General features: G+C 66.4%; 23 protein-coding genes. 15 read left to right on the forward strand and 8 right to left on the reverse strand.

The genetic code is table 11. The annotated features are described in order from the left end of the window. Window positions 1-3 precede the first annotated feature (3 nt). From LZ005_RS01900 to LZ005_RS01910, 3 genes are all read left to right on the forward strand, one after another. Complete coding sequence (locus LZ005_RS01900; RefSeq protein ID WP_237804112.1) at window positions 4-270, forward strand: succinate dehydrogenase assembly factor 2; 267 nt, start codon at window positions 4-6, stop codon at window positions 268-270. Window positions 271-317: 47 nt separating this feature from the next. Beyond that, entirely contained in the window at window positions 318-1,619 is a 1,302-nt protein-coding gene (gene gltA, locus LZ005_RS01905; RefSeq protein WP_237804114.1) for a citrate synthase, read from the forward strand. A 78-nt stretch (window positions 1,620-1,697) separates the two neighbouring features. Beyond that, window positions 1,698-2,408, forward strand: a complete 711-nt coding sequence (locus LZ005_RS01910) for a pseudouridine synthase (protein WP_237804116.1) — start codon at window positions 1,698-1,700, stop codon at window positions 2,406-2,408. On the opposite strand, the gene LZ005_RS01915 is transcribed toward LZ005_RS01910, so the two are convergent. Next, the gene (locus LZ005_RS01915) at window positions 2,397-3,044 is read right to left on the reverse strand and encodes a hypothetical protein (RefSeq protein ID WP_237804118.1); all 648 of its coding nucleotides are present in this window, start codon (window positions 3,042-3,044) and stop codon (window positions 2,397-2,399) included. The genes LZ005_RS01910 and LZ005_RS01915 overlap by 12 nt on opposite strands. Window positions 3,045-3,114: 70 nt before the next feature. On the opposite strand from LZ005_RS01915, the gene gluQRS reads away from it, so the two are divergent. Continuing rightward, on the forward strand, window positions 3,115-4,014 hold the full coding sequence (gene gluQRS, locus LZ005_RS01920) for a tRNA glutamyl-Q(34) synthetase GluQRS (protein WP_237804120.1): 900 nt from the start codon (window positions 3,115-3,117) through the stop codon (window positions 4,012-4,014). Here the strand turns inward: gluQRS and LZ005_RS01925 are convergent. The 5 genes from LZ005_RS01925 to LZ005_RS01945 all read right to left on the reverse strand — a co-directional run bounded on the left by LZ005_RS01925 (window position 4,011) and on the right by LZ005_RS01945 (window position 7,398). Continuing rightward, on the reverse strand, window positions 4,011-4,193 hold the full coding sequence (locus LZ005_RS01925; protein ID WP_237804122.1) for an oxidoreductase-like domain-containing protein: 183 nt from the start codon (window positions 4,191-4,193) through the stop codon (window positions 4,011-4,013). The two genes, gluQRS and LZ005_RS01925, sit on opposite strands and share 4 nt — an antisense overlap. A gap of 9 nt (window positions 4,194-4,202) precedes the next feature. Further along, the gene (locus tag LZ005_RS01930) at window positions 4,203-4,577 is read right to left on the reverse strand and encodes a BlaI/MecI/CopY family transcriptional regulator (RefSeq protein WP_237804124.1); all 375 of its coding nucleotides are present in this window, start codon (window positions 4,575-4,577) and stop codon (window positions 4,203-4,205) included. Window positions 4,578-4,615: 38 nt separating this feature from the next. After that, window positions 4,616-5,077: a hypothetical protein gene (locus LZ005_RS01935; protein WP_237804126.1), complete on the reverse strand. Its 462-nt coding sequence runs from the start codon at window positions 5,075-5,077 to the stop codon at window positions 4,616-4,618. Window positions 5,078-5,164: 87 nt separating this feature from the next. Beyond that, the gene (locus LZ005_RS01940) at window positions 5,165-5,824 is read right to left on the reverse strand and encodes a response regulator (RefSeq protein WP_237804128.1); all 660 of its coding nucleotides are present in this window, start codon (window positions 5,822-5,824) and stop codon (window positions 5,165-5,167) included. After that, window positions 5,821-7,398: an ATP-binding protein gene (locus tag LZ005_RS01945; RefSeq protein WP_237804130.1), complete on the reverse strand. Its 1,578-nt coding sequence runs from the start codon at window positions 7,396-7,398 to the stop codon at window positions 5,821-5,823. The genes LZ005_RS01940 and LZ005_RS01945 overlap by 4 nt, the downstream gene beginning before the upstream one ends. A 74-nt stretch (window positions 7,399-7,472) precedes the next feature. Between LZ005_RS01945 and LZ005_RS01950 the strand changes: the two genes are divergently transcribed. From LZ005_RS01950 to LZ005_RS01980, 7 genes are all read left to right on the forward strand, one after another. Next, window positions 7,473-8,315, forward strand: coding sequence for a hypothetical protein (locus LZ005_RS01950; RefSeq protein WP_237804132.1), 843 nt, complete (start codon window positions 7,473-7,475; stop codon window positions 8,313-8,315). Between the two features lie 207 nt (window positions 8,316-8,522). Continuing rightward, complete coding sequence (locus tag LZ005_RS01955; RefSeq protein WP_237804134.1) at window positions 8,523-11,378, forward strand: 2-oxoglutarate dehydrogenase E1 component; 2,856 nt, start codon at window positions 8,523-8,525, stop codon at window positions 11,376-11,378. A gap of 34 nt (window positions 11,379-11,412) precedes the next feature. Further along, on the forward strand, window positions 11,413-12,657 hold the full coding sequence (odhB, locus tag LZ005_RS01960) for a 2-oxoglutarate dehydrogenase complex dihydrolipoyllysine-residue succinyltransferase (RefSeq protein ID WP_237804136.1): 1,245 nt from the start codon (window positions 11,413-11,415) through the stop codon (window positions 12,655-12,657). Window positions 12,658-12,721: 64 nt separating this feature from the next. After that, window positions 12,722-13,042 (forward strand): PspC domain-containing protein, encoded by a 321-nt coding sequence (locus LZ005_RS01965; protein WP_237804138.1) that lies wholly within the window; start codon window positions 12,722-12,724, stop codon window positions 13,040-13,042. Between the two features lie 16 nt (window positions 13,043-13,058). Then, window positions 13,059-14,492, forward strand: a complete 1,434-nt coding sequence (lpdA, locus tag LZ005_RS01970; RefSeq protein WP_237804140.1) for a dihydrolipoyl dehydrogenase — start codon at window positions 13,059-13,061, stop codon at window positions 14,490-14,492. A gap of 51 nt (window positions 14,493-14,543) precedes the next feature. Beyond that, window positions 14,544-15,641, forward strand: a complete 1,098-nt coding sequence (zapE, locus tag LZ005_RS01975; RefSeq protein WP_237804142.1) for a cell division protein ZapE — start codon at window positions 14,544-14,546, stop codon at window positions 15,639-15,641. 10 nt (window positions 15,642-15,651) lie between these two features. Further along, window positions 15,652-16,317 carry a hypothetical protein gene (locus LZ005_RS01980; protein ID WP_237804144.1) on the forward strand — a complete coding sequence of 222 codons (666 nt, stop codon included), beginning with the start codon at window positions 15,652-15,654 and terminating at the stop codon, window positions 16,315-16,317. A gap of 155 nt (window positions 16,318-16,472) precedes the next feature. On the opposite strand, the gene LZ005_RS01985 is transcribed toward LZ005_RS01980, so the two are convergent. Next, a complete protein-coding gene (locus LZ005_RS01985) occupies window positions 16,473-17,279 on the reverse strand; it encodes a PP2C family serine/threonine-protein phosphatase (RefSeq protein ID WP_237804146.1) in 807 nt (268 codons plus the stop codon). 122 nt (window positions 17,280-17,401) lie between these two features. Here LZ005_RS01985 and LZ005_RS01990 point away from each other — a divergent pair, with 122 nt between their 5' ends. From LZ005_RS01990 to LZ005_RS02000, 3 genes are read left to right on the forward strand one after another with little or no spacing between them, the layout of a single operon-like run. Further along, window positions 17,402-17,602, forward strand: a complete 201-nt coding sequence (locus LZ005_RS01990) for a YdcH family protein (protein ID WP_237804709.1) — start codon at window positions 17,402-17,404, stop codon at window positions 17,600-17,602. Window positions 17,603-17,630: 28 nt separating this feature from the next. Beyond that, complete coding sequence (locus tag LZ005_RS01995) at window positions 17,631-19,637, forward strand: ATP-dependent DNA helicase (RefSeq protein WP_373889288.1); 2,007 nt, start codon at window positions 17,631-17,633, stop codon at window positions 19,635-19,637. A 1-nt stretch (window position 19,638) separates the two neighbouring features. Then, window positions 19,639-21,453: a DUF885 family protein gene (locus LZ005_RS02000; protein WP_237804148.1), complete on the forward strand. Its 1,815-nt coding sequence runs from the start codon at window positions 19,639-19,641 to the stop codon at window positions 21,451-21,453. Here LZ005_RS02000 and LZ005_RS02005 read toward each other — a convergent pair whose 3' ends face one another. Further along, the gene (locus tag LZ005_RS02005) at window positions 21,454-22,428 is read right to left on the reverse strand and encodes an NADPH:quinone oxidoreductase family protein (protein WP_237804150.1); all 975 of its coding nucleotides are present in this window, start codon (window positions 22,426-22,428) and stop codon (window positions 21,454-21,456) included. It abuts the gene before it with no gap. Window positions 22,429-22,605: 177 nt separating this feature from the next. Between LZ005_RS02005 and LZ005_RS02010 the strand changes: the two genes are divergently transcribed. Beyond that, window positions 22,606-23,154, forward strand: a complete 549-nt coding sequence (locus LZ005_RS02010; protein WP_307727762.1) for a toll/interleukin-1 receptor domain-containing protein — start codon at window positions 22,606-22,608, stop codon at window positions 23,152-23,154. Window positions 23,155-23,159 lie beyond the last annotated feature (5 nt).

Below are 23,159 nucleotides of genomic sequence, written 5' to 3' on the forward strand. Positions count from 1 at the left end.
GGCATGCACACGCACCAGTCCGACCCCGTCAAGCGTGCGCGCCTGCGTTGGCGCGCGCGCCGCGGTCTGCTCGAAAACGACCTGATCCTCACGCGCTTCCTCGATGCGCATGAGGACGGTCTGAGCGACGCGGAAGTCGACGCCCTGACGCGCCTGCTCAACCTGTCGGACAATGATTTGATGGATTTGATGCTGGGCCGCAAAGAGCCCGACGGAGACATCGACCTGCCCCATGTGCACGCCTTGCTGGCGCGCCTGCGCCAGGCCTGACCGACCGTTTTTTTATTGTAGACTCGCCTCCCAAAGAAGGAAGTGCCATGAACATCTCTGATACCAAAGCCACGCTCTCGTTCTCGGACGGCAGCCCCTCGATCGACTTCCCGATTTACAAGGGCTCGATCGGTCCGGACGTCATCGACATCCGCAAGCTGTACGGCCAGACCGGCAAGTTCACCTATGACCCGGGCTTCATGTCGACGGCGGCCTGTAATTCCTCGATCACCTATATCGATGGCGACAAGGGCGAGCTGCTGTACCGCGGCTACCCGATCGAGCAGCTGGCCGTGCACTGCGACTTCCTCGAGACCTGCTATCTGCTGCTCAACGGCGAACTGCCGAACGCCGCCCAGAAGCAGGACTTCGTCAGCACCGTGACCCGTCACACGATGGTGCACGAGCAGATGCAATTCTTCTTCCGCGGGTTCCGTCGCGACGCCCACCCGATGTCGGTGCTGGTCGGTACCGTCGGCGCCCTGGCTTCCTTCTACCACGACTCGCTCGACATCAACGATCCGGAGCAGCGCCAGATCTCGGCCATCCGTCTGATCGCCAAGATGCCGACCCTGGTGGCGATGTCCTACAAATACTCGATCGGCCAGCCCTTCGTGTATCCGCGCAATGACCTGTCCTACTCGGCCAACTTCATGCGCATGATGTTCGGCAATCCGTGCGAAGAGTACAAGGTCAATGACGTGCTGGTGCGCGCCCTCGACCGTATCCTGATCCTGCACGCCGACCACGAGCAGAACGCTTCGACCTCGACCGTGCGTCTGTCGGGCTCCTCGGGCGCCAACCCGTTTGCCTGTATCGCGGCCGGTATCGCCTGCCTGTGGGGTCCGGCCCACGGCGGCGCCAACGAAGCGGCTCTGAACATGCTGAAAGAAATCGGCACGGTCGACAAGATCCCCGAATTCATCGCCAAGGTGAAGGACAAGAACTCGGGCGTGAAGCTGATGGGCTTCGGTCACCGCGTGTACAAGAACTTCGACCCGCGCGCCAAGCTGATGCGCGAAACCTGCCACGAAGTGCTCAACGAGCTCGGCCTGCAGGACGACCCGCTGTTCAAGCTCGCCATGGAACTCGAGAAAATCGCCCTGAACGACGAATACTTCGTGTCGCGCAAGCTGTACCCGAACGTTGACTTCTACTCGGGCATCGTGCAGTCGGCCCTGGGCATCCCGGTGTCTCTGTTCACCGGCATCTTCGCGATGGCCCGCACGATCGGCTGGATCGCCCAGTGGAACGAGATGATCTCGGATCCGGAGCAGAAGATCGGCCGTCCGCGTCAGCTGTTCACCGGCTCGCCGGTGCGTGACGTCCCGACCATCGACAAGCGCTAAGCACCTCCACCCTCGGGGTCAGACGCCCGTTTATCCGCAAGGATAAATGGGGTCTGACCCCGTTTTCTATTTTTGGCGATGAGCAAACTTACTCTGGACCGCATCCTGCAATCGCAGGGCTTTGGCTCGCGCAAGTATTGCCGCGAACTGATCGAAGATGGTGAAGTGCGGATCGGTGGCGTGGTCCACGACAATTACAAGGCTGCGCTGGAGACCGACGGGCTGGTGCTCGAGATTTTCGACGAGCTCTGGCCCTACCGCGAGCACGTCTACATCTGCCTGAACAAGCCGGCCAATGTCGAATGCTCGCGCAAGCCGAGTCACCATCCGCCGGTGCTGAGCCTGCTGCCAGAACAGTGCAGCTGGCGCGATGTGCAGCCGGTCGGGCGGCTCGACCATGACACCACCGGCATGCTGCTGCTGTCCGACGACGGCGCCTTCATCCACGCCCAGAGTTCGCCCAAGCGCCATGTGCCCAAGGTCTACCAGGCCACGACGGCCGAGCCGGTCACGCCCGAGCTGGTGGCGGCTCTGCTGGCCGGCGTGCAGCTGCACGACGAGCCGGCGCCGCTGGCGGCCGTGCACTGCGCCCAGACGGGCAGCCACACGCTCGAGATCATCCTCGAGCAGGGCAAATACCATCAGGTCAAGCGCATGCTGGCCGCGGCCGGCAACCACTGCGCGGCCCTGCACCGTTCCCAGATCGGCCAGCTGCCGCTGGCCAGCCTCGGTCTGGCCGAGGGTGAATGGTGCTATCTGACCCCCGAACAGCTGGCCTTACTGGTCTGAACCGAAATGGGCCTGCGCGAAGGCGCGCACGGCCTCGGAATCGGCGTGGCGGCCGGCGGCCGTCAGCAGGCGGCTGATCAGGGCCGCCCGTTCGTGCGCGCGCGAGCGGCTGCGTTCGAGCAGACCGGCAAAGGCCGGATCGCGCTCCTGCGCCAGCTGGCCGAGGCGTTCGGCTTCGAGTCCCAATTCCTCCAGCGGCGCCTGCAGCGCGCGGCTGGCCAGGGCGATTTCGCCTTGCCGCTCGAGCGCGTCGAGCGCCAGCAGGGCGGCGCGCGCGGCGCTGGCCGGATCGTGCTGTTCGAGCTGGTGGAGCAGGGCGATGGTGTCGGCGTCCCAGCCGCCCAGGCTGTCGAGGGTCAGCAGATCGGTCAGGAGAAAGGCGCTGTCCTGGCGCGGATCGAAGGCGGCGGCCAGGCGCTCGCGCAGGCGGCGCAGGGCCTGGTGGTCCTCGCTCAGGCGGCTCAGCAGACGTTGTTTGCGGTAGATCCAGGCGCCGATGGCGCCGTAGTCGCCCGTGTCGAGGGCGGGGGGATTGAGGGCCATGCGGGTCAGCAGGGCTTCGATGGCGGCCGGGTCGCCGCTGGCGAGGACCTGGTGGACCTCGTCGACCATCGGGTTCGGGGATGGGCGTTCCATGGAGTGTTCCAAAATAGTGCTGCCATGGTGCCTGCATCGGCCGCCGCTGTCCATAGCGGGCGCCGATATAATGCCGGGCATGAACTACGTCGGCCGTTTCGCTCCTTCCCCCACCGGCCCGCTGCACGCGGGTTCGCTGGTGGCCGCCCTGGCCAGTTATCTGGACGCGCGCGTGCACCGCGGCCAGTGGCTGGTGCGCATCGAGGACGTGGACGAGGGCAGGGCGGTGCCCGGCGTGGCCGCGGGCATGCTCGATCTGCTGCAGCGCCTGGGCATGCAGTGGGACGGCGAGGTGCTGTGGCAGAGCCGGCGTACGGCCCGGTACGCGGCCGCCGCCGAACGCCTGGGCACGCACGCCTATGCCTGCGGCTGCAACCGGCGCGAGATCGCGGATTCGCGGCTCGGGATCGCGGCCGATGGCGCGGCCATCTATCCGGGCACCTGCCGTCATGGCCTGCCGGCCGGGAAGAGCCTGCGCGCGCTGCGCCTGCGTGTGCCCGATCCCGATCAACCGGACGGCGTGATCACTTTCGAGGACCGCTGCGCCGGCCCGGTGCGCCAGGTGCTGGCGCGCGAAGTCGGTGACTTCGTGCTCAAGCGCGCCGACGGCTACTGGGCCTATCAGCTGGCGGTGGTGGTCGACGACGCCGAACAGGGCGTGACCGATGTGGTGCGCGGCGCCGACCTGCTCGACTCGACGGCGCGCCAGATCTATCTGCAGCACCTGCTCGGCTATCCGGTGCCGCGCTATCTGCATCTGCCCGTGGTCCGCAACGCCAACGGCGAAAAGCTGTCGAAGCAGACCGGCGCGGCCGCCATCAGCGCCGATAGCGCGGACGAGGCGCTGGCCGTGCTGTGCGCGGCGGCGCGCTTCATCGGCCTCGATGTCGCCGGGGCCGGGACGCTGGCAGGGTTCTGGGAACGGGCGCTGGCGGGCTGGGACGCGCGCTTCGGTCCCGCTGCGCGCTAGCCGGGCGCGCTGTCTTCGCCGATGGCGTCCGGGTGGCGTACGCGCCAGGCGGCCAGGGCGGCCTGGTAGCGCGCCAGCGCGTCCTGGTAGACGTCGAACACGCAGAAGGTGCAGCCGCTCGTGCAGCAGTCCTCGAGCGCCGGTTCGCGCGGCGGCTGCGGGCGCGGGTCAGCCTCCATGGCGCGGCCTCAGGATTTGCTCTGGTCGAGGAAGGCCTGGATTTCGGCGCGCTCCTTGGCGCTGACGTGGCCTTTGAGCGCGGCCAGCACCAGCGCCTTGCCGGAGCCGGAGAAGGCCTTTTGAATCAGGTCGCCGAGCAGGCTGGTTTGCATCGAGTTCTGCTCCTCGGCGGGCGCGTAGATGTGGGCGCGGCCGCTTTCGTCGCGCGTCAGCAGGCCTTTGGCATGCATGACCTGCAGCTGGCGCAGCACGCTGGCGTAGCTGGCCTCGGGCCGCGCGGCCTGCAGCGCCTCGTGCGCCTGCTTGGCCGTGGCCGGCCCGAGCTGCCACAGCACGCGCAGCATCTCAAGCTCGGCCTTGGTAGGTTTGGGGGAAGTGCTCATACCCCCAAGCCTAATCGATCTAGATAAAATTGTCTAGGTCAGCGGTTGACAGTGTAGTGATGGAGCTGAAAGCGCATCTGGCCGTCGACCTTCTTGCACACGCCCTGCATCATCTCATTCGCGGCCGGCGCGTAGCTGGCGCGCGTGCCTTCGGCCTTGCCTGCGCATTGGGCGTGGGCGGCCTCCGGCACCTTCGGCACCGGCGGGGGCGGCGGCGGCACCGGTACCGGCGGCACCATCGGCATGGCCGGCAGCGCGGGCAGGGCCGGCAGGCTGCCGTCTTCCTCGTCGCTGGCCGGCGCGGCCGGCGGCTGGGGCGGTTGGGGCGGCTGCGGCGGGCGGGGCGGGCGCGGCGGCTTCGGGCAGTCGCCGTCGTTGCAGTGCCAGACGCTGGTGCTGCTGTGGCCCGCTTTGGTCTGGGTGGTGGTCGTCGTCGTGGTCTGGGCCAGGGCGGCGCTGGCCACAGCGGCCAGCACGCCGATGCTGATCAAGGTCTTCATTGCTTTCTCCTGTTGGCGCGACATCGTCACCATGCGATGCCTCAGTGCCTACTGTCGCCGCCAATTGTGGAGAAATCGTGGGGAGATTCAGAGATCGAAGCGGTAGCCCAGCCCGTAGATCGCGTGGATCGCCTGCACCCCGGGCAGGGCGGCATCGAGCTTCTTGCGCAGGTTCTTGATGTGGCTGTCGACGGCGCGGTCGGTCACATCGAGGTTGTCGGCGCTGGCGATTTCCAGCAGCCGCGCGCGCGAGAACACCTGGCCGCGGTGGGCCGCCATCGCCGCCAGGATCGCGAACTCGCTCGGGGTCAGCTCCAGTTCCTGGCGATTGCACCAGACGCGCCGCGCGCCGTGGTCGATGCGGATTTTGCTGGCGCCTTCGCTGCCCTGGCTGCGGCGCAGGATGGCCTTCACACGGGCCACCAGTTCGCGCGGGCTGAAGGGCTTGCACAGGTAGTCGTCGGCGCCGGCCTCGAGGCCGAGCAGGCGGTCGACCTCTTCGACGCGCGCGGTGACCATGATGATCGGGACGTCCGAGAACGCGCGCACGGCGCGGCACAGGGCCAGGCCGTCCATCCCGGGCAGCATCAGGTCGAGCACGATCAGGTCCGGCAGGCGTGTGCGCAGGGCGGTCCAGGCCTCGGCGCCATCGCCGATCACCTGTGGCAGATAGCCGGCCAGGCCGAGGTAATCGGCCACCACGCCGGCCAGTTCGGGTTCGTCTTCGACAATCAGGATGCGGTTCATGCGGCGGGCAGGCTGAGGGTGGCGCGCAGGCCGCCCAGCGGCGAGTGCGCGAAATGCAGGGTGCCGCCCATGGCCTGGATCAGGCGCACCGACAGCGTCAGACCAAGGCCCGCGCCGCCATGCTGGCGGCTGCGCGAGGCCTCGACCCGGTAGAAGCGTTCGCCCAGGCGGCTCAGGGCGGCGTCGGGCACGCCGGGCGCAGTGTCATCGAACTGCAGCTCGATGCGGGTGCCGGCGCTGCGGCCACTGAGCACGATGCGCCCGCCCGCATCGGTATAGCGCACGGCGTTTTCAAACAGATTGGCCAGCACCTGGCGCAGGCGCTCGTCGTCGGCCAGGGCGGGCAGGGCGCCTTTGCTGTCGATGTCGAAGGCCAGGCCCGCCTGGGCCATGCGCGCGTGGAAGGACTCGGCCACGTCGAGCGCGCAATGCCAGGCGTCGAGCGGAGCAAGCTGCAGGGCCAGTTCGCCCAGGTCGCTGCGCGCCAGCTGATTGAGTTCCTCGATCAGGCGATTGAGCTGCTGCACCTGGCGGCCCAGGATGGCCAGATTGTCCGGGCTGGCCGGACGCACGCCGTCCTGCAGGGCCTCGATCTGGGCGCGTAGCACCGCCACCGGCGTGCGCAGTTCGTGCGAGGTGTCGGCCACCCATTGGCGGCGCGTGCTCTCCAACATGTCGAGTTGGGCGGCCAGCTGATTGAAGCTGGCCGCCAGCGCGCCCAGTTCGTCGCTGCGCGTGATTTGCAGGCGCGTATGCAGTTCGCCGCGCGTGAGGGCGGCGGCGGCATCGGCCAGCTGGCCGATCGGGCGGCGGAAGTGGGCCGCCAGCAGCACCGCGGCCAGGGCGCTGAGGCTGATGCTGGCGCCCAGGATGATCCACAGGCTCGACGATTGGCGCGCGAGGAAGGCGGCCGACAAGGCATCGGTCGGCACTGGCGGACGGGCGATCACGAGGGCGCCGATCGGGCGGCCATCGGCCAGCAGGGTGCGGCGCACCGTGGGGCCGGGGTCGAGCGGGCGTCCGGCCAGATAGGCGCCGTTGGCGTCGATCAGGGTGATGCGCTCGGGCAGAGCGGCGCTGGCGATTGGCGCCTGCACGGCATGCGGCGCGGGCGGGGCCGGCGGAGTCGGTGGCAGCGGCGGCAGCGGCGGCAAGGCCGGGGTGGCGGCGGCCGTCGCGGTGGCGGTATGCGTAGTCGTGGTTGTCGTGGTGGTGGTCGTGGCCCTGACCGGCGGCGCCGGCGGGACCGGGGCGGCCGGGGCGCGCGGCGGGGCCGGTGCGCGCGTGGCCAGTTCGCCCTGGCCGCTTTCGCGCGCCCGGCGCAGGCGGGCCAGCTCGCCTTCGATCCAGCCGGCGCGCCCGCGTGCGGGCACAAAGTCCCAGCTGCCGCGCGCCTGGTACTGGCGGCCGAGTGCATCGGCCAGTTCGCTCAGGCGGTCCAGCTCGATCTGGGCCGCGTAGTCGCCAAAGCTGGCCGCCACGTTCTGGCGCATCAGCAGGATGGCCGTGGCGGCCACAGCCAGCATGGCAAGCAGCACGGAAATGAACAGACGGTGGCCGATGGAAAAGCGCACAATGGCTCCTGTGACGTGGAGCAGCCATGTTACGCGAGGCTGGAACTTCTGTTCAATGTCCTCGTCTGAGCGGTATGAACGATATGAGCCGTCCCGAAATCGAGGCCCGTCTGGACGCCAACCATGCGCGGGTGGTGACAGAGCTGGCTGCCATGCGCGCGGGCATCGCCGAACGCGATACCCACCTGCAGGCGCAGCTGACCCGTTTGCGCGAGGATATTGCCCAGCGCGATGTGATGGTCGAGCGGGCCATCTCCGAAATTCGCGCCGACCAGGCACGCCTGAGCACCAAGTTCGACCTGGTTCTCGACGGTCTGCAAAGCTTGCACCGCCGTTTCGACCAGACCGATGCGCGGCTCGATCGCATCGACGCGCGCCTCGACAGCATGGACGCGCGCTTCGATCGCATGGATGCGCGCCTCGACGGTATGGAGGCCCGTTTCGACGCTCGCTTCGACAGCATGGACGCCCGTTTCGACGCTCGCTTCGATCGCGTCGACGCTCGCCTCGATCGCATGGATGCTCGCTTTGACAGCATGGAGGCCCGTTTCGACGCTCGCCTCGACAGCATCGAGGCCCGTTTCGACGCACGCCTCGACAGCATGGAGGCCCGTTTCGACGCCCGCTTCGACAGCATGGACGCCCGCTTCGGCGCCCGCTTGGATCATATGGATGGCCGCCTCGACAGCATGGACGCCCGCTTCGACGCCATCCTGGTCGAAGTGCGCAGCGCCGGGCGTGGGGTAAAGATCACCGTCATCAGCACCTGCGTGGCCAGCGCCCTGGCCGTCATCGCTCTGCAGTTCACTATTTGGCAATCTTTCGGCGCGTCGCTGGACCTGGGGCGCCGCATCGGCCAGCTCGAAGTCCGCCTTGAACGCGCCGAACTCCCTGCGCCAGCCAAGCCGCAGCCCTGACGGTGCAGTGCACAAAAGCAATTTTTATTAGCAAGGCGGTTTCATAGCGTGGGATTGCGCTACAATTACAGGCTAGTATCTGTGGAGTCACGCCCGCAGCAGGTCCTTCCCCACAACTTGATGTGCAATCCGCTAACCGGTCAGGCCGTGTCGCGGAAGGTTAGATTAACCCGCTAATCTCGCGAAGCGCGAAGAAAGGTGAGCAAGATGATGCAACAACTTAAAGGCAATTCCTACCTGTTCGGCGGAAATGCCCCCTATGTCGAGGAATTGTACGAGGCCTATCTCAACAATCCCGGCTCCGTCCCCGAGAACTGGCGCGCGTACTTCGACGCCATGCAGAACGTCCCGGCCGTGGACGGTTCCAACAAACCCGACGTCCCCCATGCGCCCGTGGTCGCCTCGTTCGCCGAGCGCGCCAAGCAGGGCCCGATCCGCGTGGTGTCCGCCGCTGCCGATGCCGAAATGGCCCGCAAGCGCGTCGCCGTGACCCAGCTGATCGCTGCCTACCGCTTCCTCGGTTCGCGCTGGGCCAATCTGGACCCGCTGCAGCGCCAGGAGCGCCCGGCCATCCCGGAACTGGAACCGAGCTTCTACGGCTTCACCGACGCCGACATGGACACCGTGTTCAACATTTCGAACACCTACTTCGGGCCGGAAACTGCTTCGCTGCGTGACATCACCAACTTCCTGCGTGACACCTACTGCCGTTCGATCGGCGCTGAATTCATGTACATCAGCGATCCGACCGAAAAGCGCTGGCTGCAAGAAAAGCTGGAGTCGATCCGTTCGACCCCGCATTTCAGCGCCGACAAAAAAGCCCACATCCTGGACCGCCTGACCGCGGCCGAAGGTCTGGAACGCTACCTGCATACCAAGTATGTGGGCCAGAAGCGCTTCTCGCTCGAAGGCTCGGAATCCTTCATTCCCTGTATCGATGAATGCATCCAGCGCGCCGGCGAAAAAGGCGTGCAGGAAATCGTGATCGGCATGGCCCACCGCGGCCGCCTGAACGTGCTGGTCAATGTGCTGGGCAAGAGCCCGGCCGACCTGTTCGAAGAATTCGAAGGCAAGCACAGCGACGATCTGCCGGCCGGTGACGTGAAATACCACCAAGGCTTCTCGTCGGACATCTCGACGGCCGGTGGCCCGGTCCACCTGTCGCTGGCCTTCAACCCCTCGCACCTGGAGATCGTCAACCCGGTGGTCGAAGGTTCGGTCAAGGCCCGCCTCGACCGCCGCGGCGACAAGGAAGGCGCGCAAGTGCTGCCGATCCTGGTGCACGGCGACGCCGCCTTCGCCGGCCAGGGCGTGGTGATGGAAACCCTGAACCTGGCCCAGACGCGCGGCTACGGCACCGGCGGTACCGTCCACATCGTCATCAACAACCAGATCGGTTTCACCACCTCGGATCCGCGCGACGCCCGTTCGACCACCTACTGCTCGGACGTGGTGAAGATGATCGAAGCGCCGGTGTTCCACATCAACGGCGACGATCCCGAAGCCGTCGTGCTGGCCACCCAGATCGCGCTCGACTACCGCATGCAGTTCAAGAAGGACGTCGTGCTCGACGTGATCTGCTACCGTAAGCTCGGCCACAATGAGCAGGACACCCCGGCCCTGACCCAGCCGCTGATGTACAAGAAGATCGCCCAGCACCCGGGCACGCGCAAGCTGTACGCCGAGCGTCTGCAGACCCTTGGCACCCTGCCGCAGGGCACGGGCGACAAGATGGTGGCCGCCTACCGCGAAGCCATGGACGCCGGCAAGCACACGGTCGATCCGGTCATCACCAACTTCAAGAACAAGTACGCGGTCGACTGGCTGCCCTTCCTGAACCGCAAGTGGACCGACGCCGCCGACACGGCCGTGCCGATGACGGAACTGAAGCGCCTGGCCACGCGCATCACCACGCTGCCGGAAGGCTTCAAGGTCCACTCGCTGGTCGAAAAAGTGCTGGCCGACCGCGCCGCCATGGGCCGCGGCGAGCTCAACCTCGACTGGGGCATGGGTGAACACCTGGCCTTCGCCTCGCTGGTCTCGTCCGGTTACGCCGTGCGCCTGACCGGTCAGGACGCCGGCCGCGGCACCTTCGTGCACCGCCACGCCGTGCTGCACGACCAGAACCGCGAACGTTGGGATGCCGGCACCTATGTGCCGCTGGCCCATGTGTCCGAAACCCAGGCCCCGTTCACCGTGATCGACTCGGTGCTGTCCGAAGAAGCCGTGCTCGGCTTCGAATACGGCTACTCGACCGCCGAACCGAACACCCTGACCATCTGGGAAGCCCAGTTCGGCGACTTCGCCAACGGCGCCCAGGTCGTGATCGACCAGTTCATCTCCTCGGGTGAAGCCAAGTGGGGCCGCGCCAGCGGTCTGGTGATGATGCTGCCGCACGGCTACGAAGGCCAGGGCCCGGAACACTCGTCGGCCCGTCCGGAGCGCTTCCTGCAGCTGTGCGCCGACAATAATATGCAAGTCGTGCAGCCGACCACGGCCGCACAAATCTTCCACCTGCTGCGCCGCCAGATGGTGCGTCAGTTCCGCAAGCCGCTGGTCATCATGACCCCGAAATCGCTGCTGCGTAACAAGGACGCCGGCTCGCCCCTGTCGGAACTGGCCAAGGGCGTGTTCCAGACCGTGATCGGCGAAGTGGACGACAAGATCGATCCGAAGAAGGTCAAGCGCGTGGTCGCCTGCTCGGGCAAGGTCTACTACGATCTGGTCAACACCCGCAAGCAGCGCAATGCGACCGATGTGGCCATCATCCGTATCGAACAGCTGTATCCGTTCCCGCACAAGGCCTTCGCCGCCGAGCTGAAGAAATTCAGCAACGCCACCGAAGTCGTCTGGTGCCAGGACGAACCGCAGAACCAGGGCGCCTGGTTCCAGATCCAGCACAACGTGTTCGAAGGCATGGAATCGGGCCAGCGCCTGGCGTATGCCGGCCGTCCCGCTTCGTCCTCGCCGGCTGTCGGCTATTACGACAAGCACTACGCCCAGCAGAAAGAACTGCTGGAGACGGCGTTCTCGAAGCTCAAAGGCTTCGTGCTGACCAAATAACCCAAGATACGAACAAGATACGGAGTTTCATAACATGGCAAAAATCGAAGTCAAAGTTCCGCAGCTGTCGGAATCGGTCGCAGAAGCCACGCTGCTGCAGTGGCACAAGAAAGTCGGCGAGGCCGTCGCCCGTGACGAGAACCTGATCGACGTCGAAACCGACAAGGTGGTGCTGGAACTGCCGGCCCCCGAAGCCGGCGTGCTGGTCGAATTCATCAAGCAGAGCGGCGACACCGTCGTCTCCGGCGAAGTGATCGCCATCATCGACACCGAAGCCGCCGCTGGCGTGGCCGCGCCGGCCGCTGCCGCCGCCCCGGCCGCCGCTGCCCCGGCACCGGCCCCGGTCGCCGCCGCCTCGAAGGGCGATGTGGCCATGCCGGCCGCCGCCAAGATCCTGGCTGAAAACAATCTGTCGGCCAGCGCTGTGGCCGGCACCGGCAAGGATGGCCGCGTGACCAAGGGCGACGCACTGGCCGCCGTGGCCGCCAAGCCGGCCGCCGCTCCGGCCCCGGCCGCTGCCCCCAAGGCCGCCAAGCCGGCCCTGGCAGCCGTGCCGAGCGTGAACGTGAATCTGGGCGACCGTCCGGAAGAGCGCGTGCCGATGAGCCGCCTGCGCGCCCGTATCGCCGAGCGTCTGGTGGAATCGCAGTCGACCAATGCCATCCTGACCACCTTCAACGAGGTGAACATGGCCCCGGTGATCGACCTGCGCAACAAGTACAAGGACAAGTTCGAAAAAGAGCACGGCGTCAAGCTGGGCTTCATGTCCTTCTTCGTCAAGGCCGCCGTGGCCGCGCTCAAGAAATACCCGATCCTCAATGCTTCGGTCGACGGCAATGACATCGTCTACCACGGCTATTTCGACATCGGTATCGCCGTCGGTTCGCCGCGCGGCCTGGTGGTGCCCATCCTGCGCAATGCCGACCAGATGTCGATCGCTGACATCGAACGCAAGATCGGCGAATTCGGCGCCAAGGCCAAGGAAGGCAAGCTGACGCTGGAAGACCTGACCGGCGGCACCTTCTCGATCTCGAACGGCGGCACCTTCGGCTCGATGCTGTCGACCCCGATCATCAATCCGCCGCAGTCGGCCATTCTGGGCGTGCACGCGACCAAGGACCGTCCGGTGGTCGAGAACGGCCAGATCGTGATCCGTCCGATCAACTTCCTGGCCATGTCCTATGACCACCGCATCATCGACGGCCGCGAAGCCGTGCTCGGTCTGGTGGCCATGAAGGAAGCGCTGGAAGATCCGGCCCGCCTGCTGCTCGACCTGTAAGCGCTGATCCGCCCGCACGCCGCGGTGGGGAGCGTGCACGACGTTATGCAATTGAGGAAACCGAATGAGTGTCTCTGAAGAACTGAAACGTTTGCACGAACTCCACCAGGCCGGCGCCCTGACCGATGCCGAATTCGAACAGGCCAAGGCCAAGCTGCTGTCCGGCGGCGCGGCCCCGGTCCGCGACGAAGACCTCAAGAGTGACCTGGGCCGCCTGCGCCGCTCGACCACCGACCGCTGGCTCGGTGGTGTGTGCGGCGGTCTGGCCAAGGCCACCGGTCTCGAGTCCTGGGTCTGGCGCCTGATCTTCGTGCTGGCCGTGGTCTGCCTTGGCACGGGCGTGCTGGTGTATCTGCTGATGTGGATCTTTATCCCCGAAGAATAAGTTAGGAATCCCAAGAATGAGCAACGCACAACAATTCGACGTCGTCGTGATCGGCGCCGGCCCGGGCGGCTATATCGCCGCCATTCGCGCCGCCCAGCTCGGCTTCAAAGTCGCCTGTATCGACGAGTGGGTCAATGCCAAGGGCGGTCCGGCCCCGGGCGGTACCTGCACCAATGTCGGCTGCATCCCGTCCAAGGCCCTGCTGCAATCGTCCGAGCACTATGAGCACGCCGGCCACGCCTTCGCCGAACACGGCATCACGGTCAGCGACCTGAAGATGGACGTCGGCCAGATGATCAAGCGCAAGGACACCGTCGTGAAGCAGAACAACGACGGCATCCTGTTCCTGTTCAAGAAGAACAAGGTCAGCTTCTTCCACGGCCGCGGCAGCTTCACGGGCAGCGGCGCCAATGGCTACACGATCGCCGTCACCGGCGCCAAGGAAGAGACGCTCGAAGCCAAGCAGGTGATCATCGCCACCGGCTCGAACGCGCGTCAGCTGCCGGGCGCGGAATTCGATGAAAAGCTGATCCTGTCGAACACCGGCGCGCTCGCCATCGACGCCGTGCCGGCCAAGCTGGGCGTGATCGGCGCCGGCGTGATCGGTCTGGAAATGGGTTCGGTCTGGCGCCGTCTGGGCGCCCAGGTGACCGTGCTCGAAGGCCTGCCGGTCTTCCTCGGCGCGGTCGACGAGCAGATCGCCAAGGAAGCCCAGAAGCTGTTCACCAAGCAGGGCCTGGCGATCCACCTCGGCTGCAAGATCGGCGCCATCAGCAAGGGCAAGAACGATGTGACGGTCGAGTACACGGACGCCAAGGGCGAGGCCCAGAAGGCCGTGTTCGACAAGCTGATCGTCTCGATCGGCCGTACCCCGAACACCAATGGCCTGGGCGTGGACAAGGTCGGCCTCAAGCTCGACGAGCGCGGCTTCATCGTCGTCGACGACGACTGCAAGACCAATCTGCCGGGCGTGTGGGCGGTGGGCGACGTGGTGCGCGGCCCGATGCTGGCGCACAAGGCCGAGGAAGAGGGCGTGGCCGTGGCCGAGCGTATCGCCGGCCAGCATGGTCACACCAATTTCAACACCATCCCCTGGGTCATCTACACCTCGCCGGAAATCGCCTGGGTCGGCCAGACCGAGCAGCAGCTCAAGGCCAGCGGCCGCGCCTACAAGGCCGGCACCTTCCCCTTCCTGGCCAATGGCCGCGCGCGTGCCCTGGGTGACACCAATGGCATGGTGAAGTTCCTGGCCGACGCCACGACCGACGAGATCCTGGGCGTGCACATCATCGGCCCGATGGCCTCCGAGCTGATTTCGGAAGCCGTGGTGGCGATGGAGTTCAAGGCATCGAGCGAAGACATCGCCCGCATCTGCCACGCCCACCCCTCGCTGTCGGAAGCGACCAAGGAAGCGGCCCTGGCCGTGGACAAGCGTACGCTGAACTTCTAATCCCGCCTTTTGCCGGACCTGCCCGTGTGGGCCGGTCCGGTGTCACTGCTCATGAATGTCCAACAGGCTTACGAACACGCGCTGGCCCAGCGCGGCTATCAGGCCGACGCCGCCCAGCTGAAGGCCATCGCCCGTCTGCAGCAAGCGTATGACGACTGGGTCGCCTTCAAATCCAAGCGCGCCTCCACGTTTAAACGTCTGCTGAGCCGGCCCGAAGTGCCGCGCGGCGTGTATCTGTGGGGCGGGGTGGGGCGCGGCAAGTCCTTCCTGATGGACAGCTTCTATTCGACCGTGCCGGTGGTGCGCAAGACCCGCCTGCACTTTCACGAATTCATGCGCGGCGTGCACCGCCAGCTCGACGAGCTCAAGGGCGTGGCCGATCCGCTCGACGAAGTGGCCAAGCGCGTGGCGCGCAAGTACCGGCTGATCTGCTTCGACGAATTCCACGTGTCCGACATCGCCGACGCGATGATTCTGTACAACCTGCTGTCGGCCCTGTTCGCGCATGGGGTGTCGTTCATCATGACCTCGAACTACGAGCCCAGCACCCTGTATCCGGACGGCCTGCACCGCGACCGCATGCTGCCGACCATCGCGCTGCTGAAGGACAAGCTCGACGTGATGAATGTCGACGCCGGCGTCGACTACCGCAAGCGCACGCTCGAGCAATTGAGCGTCTACCACATGCCGCTCGATGCGCGCGCCGATGCCGAGCTGCGCGAGGTGTTTGCGCGCCTGGCCGACACGGCCGACGAAGATCCGCGCATCCGCATCGAAGCGCGCGAGATCCGCGCCCTGCGCCGCGCCGGCGGCGTGATCTGGTTCGATTTTGCGACCCTGTGCGGCGGGCCGCGCTCGCAGAACGATTATCTCGAGATCGCCAGCCAGTTCCACACCGTGATCCTGTCGGGGATTCCGGCCATGTCGGCTGCCCAGAGTTCCGAAGCGCGCCGCTTCACCTGGCTGATCGACGTGTTCTACGACCACAAGGTCAAGCTGTTCATGTCAGCCGAAGTCGCGCCCGAGCTGTTGTACACGCAAGGGATGCTGGCCAATGAATTCCACCGCACCGTCTCGCGTATCATAGAGATGCAATCGCGTGAATACATGGAGTCGGACCGCCGCGACGTGGCCGGCGCCATCGCCTGACAAGGATCCCATGCCGAAACATCTGATTGTGGTCGCCGCCCTGGCCGGGCTCGCCGGCTGCAGCGTTTCCGTGCTGCGCCCCACGAGCCATGCGGCCACGCCCGTGATCCGCAGCGCCGAGGAGGCCGATGCCGTGCTGGCCAAGGCCACGCGCGAGCGTGCCGCCATCGAGGCCGCCTACAGCCGGCGCGAGGCCGAGTGCTACACCCACTTCTTCGTCAACAGCTGCCTGGACGAAGCGCGCGAGGCCCAGCGTAGCGGTCTGGACGGCGTGCGGGCGGCCGAAGTCGAAGCCGGGCGCGTCAAGCGTGCGCTCGAGATCGCCGCGCGCGACCGCGAGCTGGCCGCCGCCCAGCAGCGTTTCGAGGCCGAACAGGCGCGCATGGCGGCCGAGCCGCCGCCGCCGGCGCGCGAGGTGCAGCCCGATGTTCCGGCGCCGCCGCGCCATCCGGTGGAAGACCGCGCCGCCACCGCGGCCGCGCGCGAGCAGGCCCGTGCCGTGCAGGAAGCGGCCGAAGCGCCGCAGCGCGCGCGCAATGCCGCCGATCTCGAAAAGCGCCGCGCCGAGGCCGCGCAGCACGCGCAGGACGTGGCGCGCCGCAAGGCCGAAAAAGCCGCCAAGCTGGCCGCGCAAGAAAAAGCCAAAGCCGACGAAGCCGCCAAGGCCAAAAAATAATTCCGCCCAAACAAATCGGGGTCAGACCCCATTTATCCGGCGCGCAAATGCTTGCGCGCGAGATAAATGGGGTCTGACCCCGATTTGTTTGGGTGGCAAAAAGACGCCGGAAAAATGTCGGGTGGGGAAATCGGGGTCTGACCCCATTTTTTCTGTCAGACAGCTTTGCCGAGCTTTTGAACGGTGTAGCTGGGCGCTTCTTTCGGCGGCTCGATCAGCTTGATGATGGCCATCGTGCAGTTGTCGCCCTGGCCCTTGGCACGCTCCTGTGCCTTGGGGATCAGCAGGTCGGCCGCCTGGCGCGGCGTGCTCTTGGACGTGACCGCGGCCAGTTCGGCATCGGTGAAATAGCGCCACAGGCCGTCCGAGGCCAGCAGGAAGCAGTCGCCCGCCGCCAGCGGCTGGTGCGCGCCGCAGATGACGAAGGGCTCCTTGTCCTGGCGCCCGATCGCATTCGTCAGCAGCTTGGACGCGCGGTATTGTTTGGCCGCTTCGGGCGGGATGTTCTCGGCCGCGATCAGATGCGCGACGTAGGCGCTGTCCTGGCTGCGCTCGGCCGGCTGGCCCTGCTGGAAGCGGTAGAGCCGCGATTCGCCCACATGCGCCCACACGGCTTCGCCATGCGGGGTCAGCACCAGCAGCACGACGGTGCTGTGCTGCTCGGTCTGGGAACTGACGCCGTTGAGCTTGATGATCAGATGCGCCTCGTGCACGATTTCACGCAGCAGCTCTTCCAGCCGGGCGATGCTCGGATGGTCGCCGGGCTTGAATTGGTCGAACACTTGTTTGGCCGTTTGCAGCACCTGCTCGGCGGCGCTGGCGTGGCCGGTGAAGCCGTCGGCCAGCACGGCCAGCACGAAGCCGGGCGCGCGCGCGCCGAGAAAGAGGGCGGCGCGGTCGTTCTGCTGCGCGCGGCTGCCCAGGTGCTGGGCGGTGCCGGCTTCGATTTTGTAGGCGTTCAAGGCGTTGCTCGTAGTGATTGTGTATTGGCGGCAACCTTCCGGTAGATTAAACTACGAGATGGCGCCAAGGCGCAAGCCGCGCACGCCATCCCAAGGTGAAACAAACTGTAAAGATCGACGTCATGAAGAACGTGGAAGACATCCAACGCCGGATTATCGAACTGGACGTGGAACATCGCGACCTGGACGCGGTCATAAACATGTTGACCCTGGATGGTCATTACGATCAGTTGCAGCTGCGCCGCCTGAAGAAACGCAAACTGCAGCTGAAAGACCATATCATGCTGCTCAAGATGCAGCTGGTGCCGGACGTGCCGGCCTGATCGTCCCGTCCTTGAATCCGAGTCCACCTTGAGCAACACCGCTGCGCCGCAAGGCGAATTGCCGGGCGCCACAGTCGCGCAGCCGGAAGCCCCGCCGGGCAAATACGACGCCGACGTCGACAAGCTGTTCAGTCCCATGGGTCCGCTCGCCGCGGCCGTGCGCGGCTTCAGTCCGCGCCAGTCGCAGACCGAGATGGCCAAGGCCATCGCCCAGGCCATCGCCAGCCAGCAGACCCTGATCGCCGAAGCCGGCACGGGCACGGGCAAGACCTTTGCCTATCTGGTACCGGCCCTGCTGTGGGGCGGCAAGACCATCATCTCGACCGGGACCAAGAATCTGCAGGACCAATTGTTCCTGCGCGATATCCCGACCGTGCGCGCGGCCCTGAAGGCGCCGGTCGCCGTGGCCCTGCTCAAGGGCCGCTCGAATTATCTGTGCCACTACCATCTCGAACGCACGCAGAACAATGGGCGCATGACCTCGCGCGAGGATGTCGGCCATCTGCGCGAGATCGCGCGCTTCAAGGCCATGACCAAGACCGGCGATAAGGCCGAGCTGGCGCGCGTGCCCGAGAACGCGACCATCTGGAACCTGGTCACCTCGACGCGCGAAAACTGCGTCGGCGCCGAATGCCAGTATTACCAGGACTGCTTTGTGATGAAGGCGCGCCGCGAAGCCCAGCAGGCCGACGTGGTCGTCGTCAATCACCATCTGTTCTTTGCCGACGTGGCGCTGAAGGACACCGGCGTGGCCGAGCTGCTGCCCTCGGCCAATACCATCATCTTCGACGAGGCCCATCAGCTGCCCGACACGGCCACGCTGTTCTTCGGCCAGACGGTGTCGACCTCGCAGATTCTGGAACTGTGCCGCGATGTGCTGGCCGAGGGCCTGGCCCACGCGCGCGGCGGCGCCGACTGGGCCAAGACGGTGACGGTGGTGGAAAAGGCGGCGCGCGATCTGCGCCTGGCCTTCCCGCAGGATTCGGTCAAGCTCTCGCTGGCCCAGATTGCACCTTCGTCCGATTTCTTCCCGGCGCTCAAGCATCTGCGCGATGAACTCGATGGCATGATCGGCACGCTCGAACAGCAGGCCGAGCGCGCCGAGACGATCGAACAGTGCCGTGTGCGCGCGGTCGAACTGGCCGCCGCGTTGGCCAACTGGAAGGAGGGCGCGGACGAGGCTGTGCTGTGGGTCGAGGCCTTCACCTCCTCGGTGCAGCTGCACAAGACGCCGCTGTCGATTGCGCCGATCTTCAACAGCCAGCGCGAAGGCGTGCCGCGCAGCTGGATCTTCACCTCGGCCACGCTGGCCGTGAAGAACGATTTCAAGCATTTCACCGAGCAGCTGGGCCTGACCGGCGAGCGCGCCCAGACCTGGCCGAGTCCCTTTGACTACGGCAATCAGGGCATCCTGTACGTGCCGACCGGTCTGCCGGAACCGAATGCCTTCGGCTACACGGATGCCGTGGTCGATTGCGCGCTGCCCGTGATCGAGGCGGCCGGCGGCCGCACCTTCTTCCTGTGCACGACGATCCGCGCCGTCAAGCAGGTGGCCGAGCGCCTGCGCGCCGAATTCCACGCGCGCGACCTGGCCTTCCCGCTGTTCGTGCAGGGCGAGCGCGGCCGCACCGAGCTGCTTGACAGTTTCCGTGCGGCCGGCAATGGCGTGCTGATCGGCAGCCAGAGCTTCTGGGAGGGCGTGGACGTGCGCGGCGAGGCCCTGTCGCTGGTGATCATCGACAAGCTGCCGTTCGCGCCGCCCGACGATCCGGTGCTGGCCGCGCGCATCGAGGTCATGGAGAAGCAGGGCATGAATGGTTTCATGCACCACCAGCTGCCGGAAGCGATCATCAATCTGAAGCAGGGCGCGGGCCGCCTGATCCGTGACGAGGGCGACCGTGGGGTGTTGATGATCTGCGATCCGCGTATCATCTCCAAGCCCTATGGCCGCCGCATCTGGCAGAGTCTGCCGCCATTCAAGCGCACGCGTGAGCAGCAGGACGTGATCGCCTTTTTCAAGCCTTCGGAGGAATGACATGAAACGCCTTGCCGCCCTCAGTCTGAGCAGCACGCTGCTGCTGGCCGCCTGGCCCGCCCTGGCCCAGGACATGCAGCGCGCTGTGGTGCCGCCGCCGCCGCGCCTGGCCGTGCAGGCCCCGGCCCAGCGCCTGGCCGATCTGGCCGAGAGCTACTACCAGACGGTCTCGCGCTTCGAGCCGCTGGGGCCGACCTTCGCGGGCGACAATAGTTTCGATGAGCTGATTTCGCCGGGCCTGCAGCCGGCCCAGCGCGCACGCTACTTCGGCCTGCTGCAGAGCCTGCAGCAGGACCTGGCCGCGATCGACCGCAGCCAGCTGTGCGCGGCTGACCGCCTCAGCTACGACGATCTGAGCTTCGAGCTGCGCCAGCTGCGCGCCTTCGAGGCTTTCCCCGAGCATCTGCTGCCGATGAATCAGATGGATGCGCTGCCCGTGACCCTGGCCAATTTCGCCAGCGGCGACGGCGCTCAGCCGCTGAACACGCCGGCCCAGTACGAGGCCTACCGCAAGCGCCTGGCCGCGCTGCCGGGCTGGATCGAAATGGCGATTGCGAATATGCGCAGCGGCATCAAGACCGGCGTGGTGCTGCCGCGCAGCCTGGTCGAGTCCCTGCTGCCGCAGCTGCGCAGCCTGGCCGCGGGCACGCCGGCCAGCAGTGTGTATCTGCAGCCGCTGCAGCGCATGCCGGCCAGCTTCTCAGCCCTCGAACGCAGCAAGTTCAATCTGGAGTACAAGGAGGCCGTCGGCCAGATTCTGCCGGCCCTCAAGCGCCTCGTCGATTTCGTCGAGACCGAGTATCTGCCGGCTGCGCGTACGACGGCCGGCTACGGCGCCTTGCCGAACGGCGCCGCCTGGTACCGCGCGGCCGTGGCCCTGAACACCACCACCGAACTGACGCCGGACGAGATTCACGCGATCGGCCTGGCCGAGATGGACCGCATCGATGCCGAGCTGGCCAAGGTCGGCGCGCGCCTGGGCTACACGGGCAAGCCAGCCGGGCTGGCGGCCTGGCTCGCGGCCCAGCCGCAGTTCACGCCGTTCAAGACGGAGGACGCGGTACTGGACGGCTACCGCGCCATCTATGCCAAGGTGCAGGCGCGCCTGCCGGCGCTGTTCGGCACGCTGCCCAAGTCGGCCCTCGAGATCCGGCCCGAGCCGCCGCTCACGCGCGATGCGGCTTCCGACCACTACACGGCCGGCGCGGCCGATCTGTCGCGCCCCGGCGTGTTCTGGGCCGTGATCACCGATCCAGCGCGTTATGCGAGCACGCGCATGACGGCCCTGTTCCTGCACGAGGGCGCGCCGGGCCACCACTTCCAGATTTCGCGTCAGGCCGAGCTGGCCCTGCCGAAGTTCCGCCGCTTCAATGGCAATGGCGCCTTCATCGAGGGCTGGGCCCTGTATGCCGAAACCCTGGGCAAGGAAATGGGCCTGTACGAGAACGATCCGAATGCCTATGCGGGCTGGCTGATGGCCGATATGGTGCGCGCCGCGCGTCTGGTGGTCGACACCGGCCTGCACGCCAAGGGCTGGACGCGCGAGCAGACGATTGCCTTCCTGATGGAGCGGGTCGGCAATACCGAAGCGCAGGCGCGCAATGCGACCGAGCGCTACATGGCCTGGCCGGGCCAGGCGCTGGCCTACAAGATCGGGGCGCTGAAGATCCAGGCTCTGCGCCAGCGCGCCGAGCAGGCGCTCGGACCGCGCTTCAAACTGGCCGACTTCCACGACGCGGTGCTGGCCAATGGCGCGCTGCCGCTGTCGATGCTGGAAGCCGAAATCACGGCCTGGATCGCCCGTCAGAAGGGCTGATCAGGGCTGAATCACGATCTTGCCGGTGACCTTGCGGGCGGCCATGTCCTGCAGGGCGCGGCCGGTGTCGGCCAGCGCATAGCGGGCCGAGATGCGCGGCCGGATCTTGCCCTCGGCCAGCCAGCCGAGCAACTGCTGCATGGCGGCCAAGTTGGCCTTCGGTTCGCGCTTGACGAACTCGCCCCAGAACACCCCGACCAGGGACGCGCCCTTGAGCAGCAGCAGATTGATCGGCAGGCGCGGAATCTCGCCATTCGCAAAGCCGACCACCAGATGGCGCCCGCGCCAGGCAATCGAGCGCAGCGCCGCTTCGCTGAACGGGCCGCCGACCGGGTCGTAGATGACGTCCGGACCGGCGCCGCCGGTCGCGGCCTTGATGGCCTCGCGCAGGTCTTCCTGTTCGTAATTGATCAACACATCGGCGCCATGGGCGCGGCAGACTTCCAGTTTTTCGGCGCTGGAGGCGCAGGCGATCACGCGCGCGCCCAGGGCTTTGCCGATCTCGACGGCGGCGAGGCCGACGCCGCCGGCTGCGCCCAGCACCAGCAGGGTTTCGCCGGCGCGCAGGGCGGCGCGGTCGGCCAGCGCATGGTGCGAGGTGCCGTAGGTGAGGGTGATGGCGGCGGCCGTGTCAAAGTCCATCGCGGTCGGCATCGGCATCACGGCGGCGGCCGGGGCCAGCGCCTGCTGGGCAAAGGCGCCGGTGGCGGTGAAGGCGATCACGCGATCGCCCGGCTTGCAGTGGCGCACGTCCGGGCCGACGGCGATGACTTCGCCGGCCAGCTCGCTGCCGGGCGTGAAGGGCAGGGCGGGCTTGAATTGGTACTTGCCCTGAATGATCAGCACATCGGGAAAGTTCACGCCGGCGGCGCGCACCGCGATGCTGACCTGGCCCGGGCCGGGCACCAGATCGGGACCGTCTTCGATGACCAGGGTTTCCGGGCCGCCCCACTGCTTGCACACCACTGCTTGCATGTTTTTGTCTCCTAAAAAATAGAACGATCGTTCGCATCATTATGCCCGAATTCGCCCTTGCGGTCGCACAAAGCGGGGGCTGGCGCGCTTGTTACAGTCGATCGGGTGCGCCGGGAGAACGCCATGGGAATTCGATACGGATGCTTTTTCAGCTATGCGCAGGGGCGGCACGACTTGATGCGCAAGTTTCGCCTCGATTTGGGCGACGCCATCCGCGCCTATCTGGAGCCCCAGCTCGATGCCGAGCAGGAGCTGTTCATCGATGTCGAGCAGCTCGGCGGCGGTGACGATATCGAGCAGCGCCTCGCGCGCGCCCTGTGCGAAAGCGTGTGCATGCTGCTGATCTATACCCCGAAGTACGAGGCGCACGACTTCACGCGGCGCGAGTTCGCGGCCATGCAGCTGATCGAGCAGGAGCGCGGGCGCTGGTATCCGCTGCCGAGCCACCTGGTGATTCCGGTGATCCTGGCCCCGCACCCGCTGCGCCTGCCGCCCGAAATCGCGCGCTACAGCTTCTATGTCGACTTCACCGACTACAACCTGGCCACGCGCAATATCGCGGCCAACCGCCGCTTCATTCCGCGCGTGCTCAGCATCGTCGAGCGCATCGCCCAGCACTACCAGCATCTGAAAAAGCATACGCCCGCCCAGCACGACTGCAACCAATTCCGCTTGCCGACTGTCATACCCCAGTGGCGGGCCACGCCGCCGCTGATCCAACCCTAAAAGGA

Source organism: Massilia sp. TS11 (assembly GCF_022012445.1).
In the GTDB taxonomy this organism is placed as follows: Bacteria; Pseudomonadota; Gammaproteobacteria; order Burkholderiales; family Burkholderiaceae_D; genus Telluria.

What these genes read in the sequence shown, in the direction of transcription:
- lpdA (WP_237804140.1), top strand. Translation starts at nt 13,059, where the DNA reads ATGAGCAACGCACAACAATTCGACGTCGTCGTGATCGGCGCCGGCCCG.
- odhB (WP_237804136.1), top strand. Translation starts at nt 11,413, where the DNA reads ATGGCAAAAATCGAAGTCAAAGTTCCGCAGCTGTCGGAATCGGTCGCA.
- LZ005_RS02010 (WP_307727762.1), top strand. Translation starts at nt 22,606, where the DNA reads ATGCGCAAGTTTCGCCTCGATTTGGGCGACGCCATCCGCGCCTATCTG.
- zapE (WP_237804142.1), top strand. Translation starts at nt 14,544, where the DNA reads ATGAATGTCCAACAGGCTTACGAACACGCGCTGGCCCAGCGCGGCTAT.
- LZ005_RS01910 (WP_237804116.1), top strand. Translation starts at nt 1,698, where the DNA reads ATGAGCAAACTTACTCTGGACCGCATCCTGCAATCGCAGGGCTTTGGC.
- LZ005_RS01980 (WP_237804144.1), top strand. Translation starts at nt 15,652, where the DNA reads ATGCCGAAACATCTGATTGTGGTCGCCGCCCTGGCCGGGCTCGCCGGC.
- LZ005_RS01900 (WP_237804112.1), top strand. Translation starts at nt 4, where the DNA reads ATGCACACGCACCAGTCCGACCCCGTCAAGCGTGCGCGCCTGCGTTGG.
- LZ005_RS01935 (WP_237804126.1), bottom strand. Translation starts at nt 5,077, where the DNA reads ATGAAGACCTTGATCAGCATCGGCGTGCTGGCCGCTGTGGCCAGCGCC.
- gluQRS (WP_237804120.1), top strand. Translation starts at nt 3,115, where the DNA reads ATGCCGGGCATGAACTACGTCGGCCGTTTCGCTCCTTCCCCCACCGGC.
- LZ005_RS01925 (WP_237804122.1), bottom strand. Translation starts at nt 4,193, where the DNA reads ATGGAGGCTGACCCGCGCCCGCAGCCGCCGCGCGAACCGGCGCTCGAG.
- LZ005_RS02005 (WP_237804150.1), bottom strand. Translation starts at nt 22,428, where the DNA reads ATGCAAGCAGTGGTGTGCAAGCAGTGGGGCGGCCCGGAAACCCTGGTC.
- LZ005_RS01955 (WP_237804134.1), top strand. Translation starts at nt 8,523, where the DNA reads ATGATGCAACAACTTAAAGGCAATTCCTACCTGTTCGGCGGAAATGCC.
- LZ005_RS01965 (WP_237804138.1), top strand. Translation starts at nt 12,722, where the DNA reads ATGAGTGTCTCTGAAGAACTGAAACGTTTGCACGAACTCCACCAGGCC.
- LZ005_RS01950 (WP_237804132.1), top strand. Translation starts at nt 7,473, where the DNA reads ATGAACGATATGAGCCGTCCCGAAATCGAGGCCCGTCTGGACGCCAAC.
- LZ005_RS01930 (WP_237804124.1), bottom strand. Translation starts at nt 4,577, where the DNA reads ATGAGCACTTCCCCCAAACCTACCAAGGCCGAGCTTGAGATGCTGCGC.
- LZ005_RS01940 (WP_237804128.1), bottom strand. Translation starts at nt 5,824, where the DNA reads ATGAACCGCATCCTGATTGTCGAAGACGAACCCGAACTGGCCGGCGTG.
- LZ005_RS02000 (WP_237804148.1), top strand. Translation starts at nt 19,639, where the DNA reads ATGAAACGCCTTGCCGCCCTCAGTCTGAGCAGCACGCTGCTGCTGGCC.
- LZ005_RS01915 (WP_237804118.1), bottom strand. Translation starts at nt 3,044, where the DNA reads ATGGAACGCCCATCCCCGAACCCGATGGTCGACGAGGTCCACCAGGTC.
- gltA (WP_237804114.1), top strand. Translation starts at nt 318, where the DNA reads ATGAACATCTCTGATACCAAAGCCACGCTCTCGTTCTCGGACGGCAGC.
- LZ005_RS01990 (WP_237804709.1), top strand. Translation starts at nt 17,402, where the DNA reads ATGAAGAACGTGGAAGACATCCAACGCCGGATTATCGAACTGGACGTG.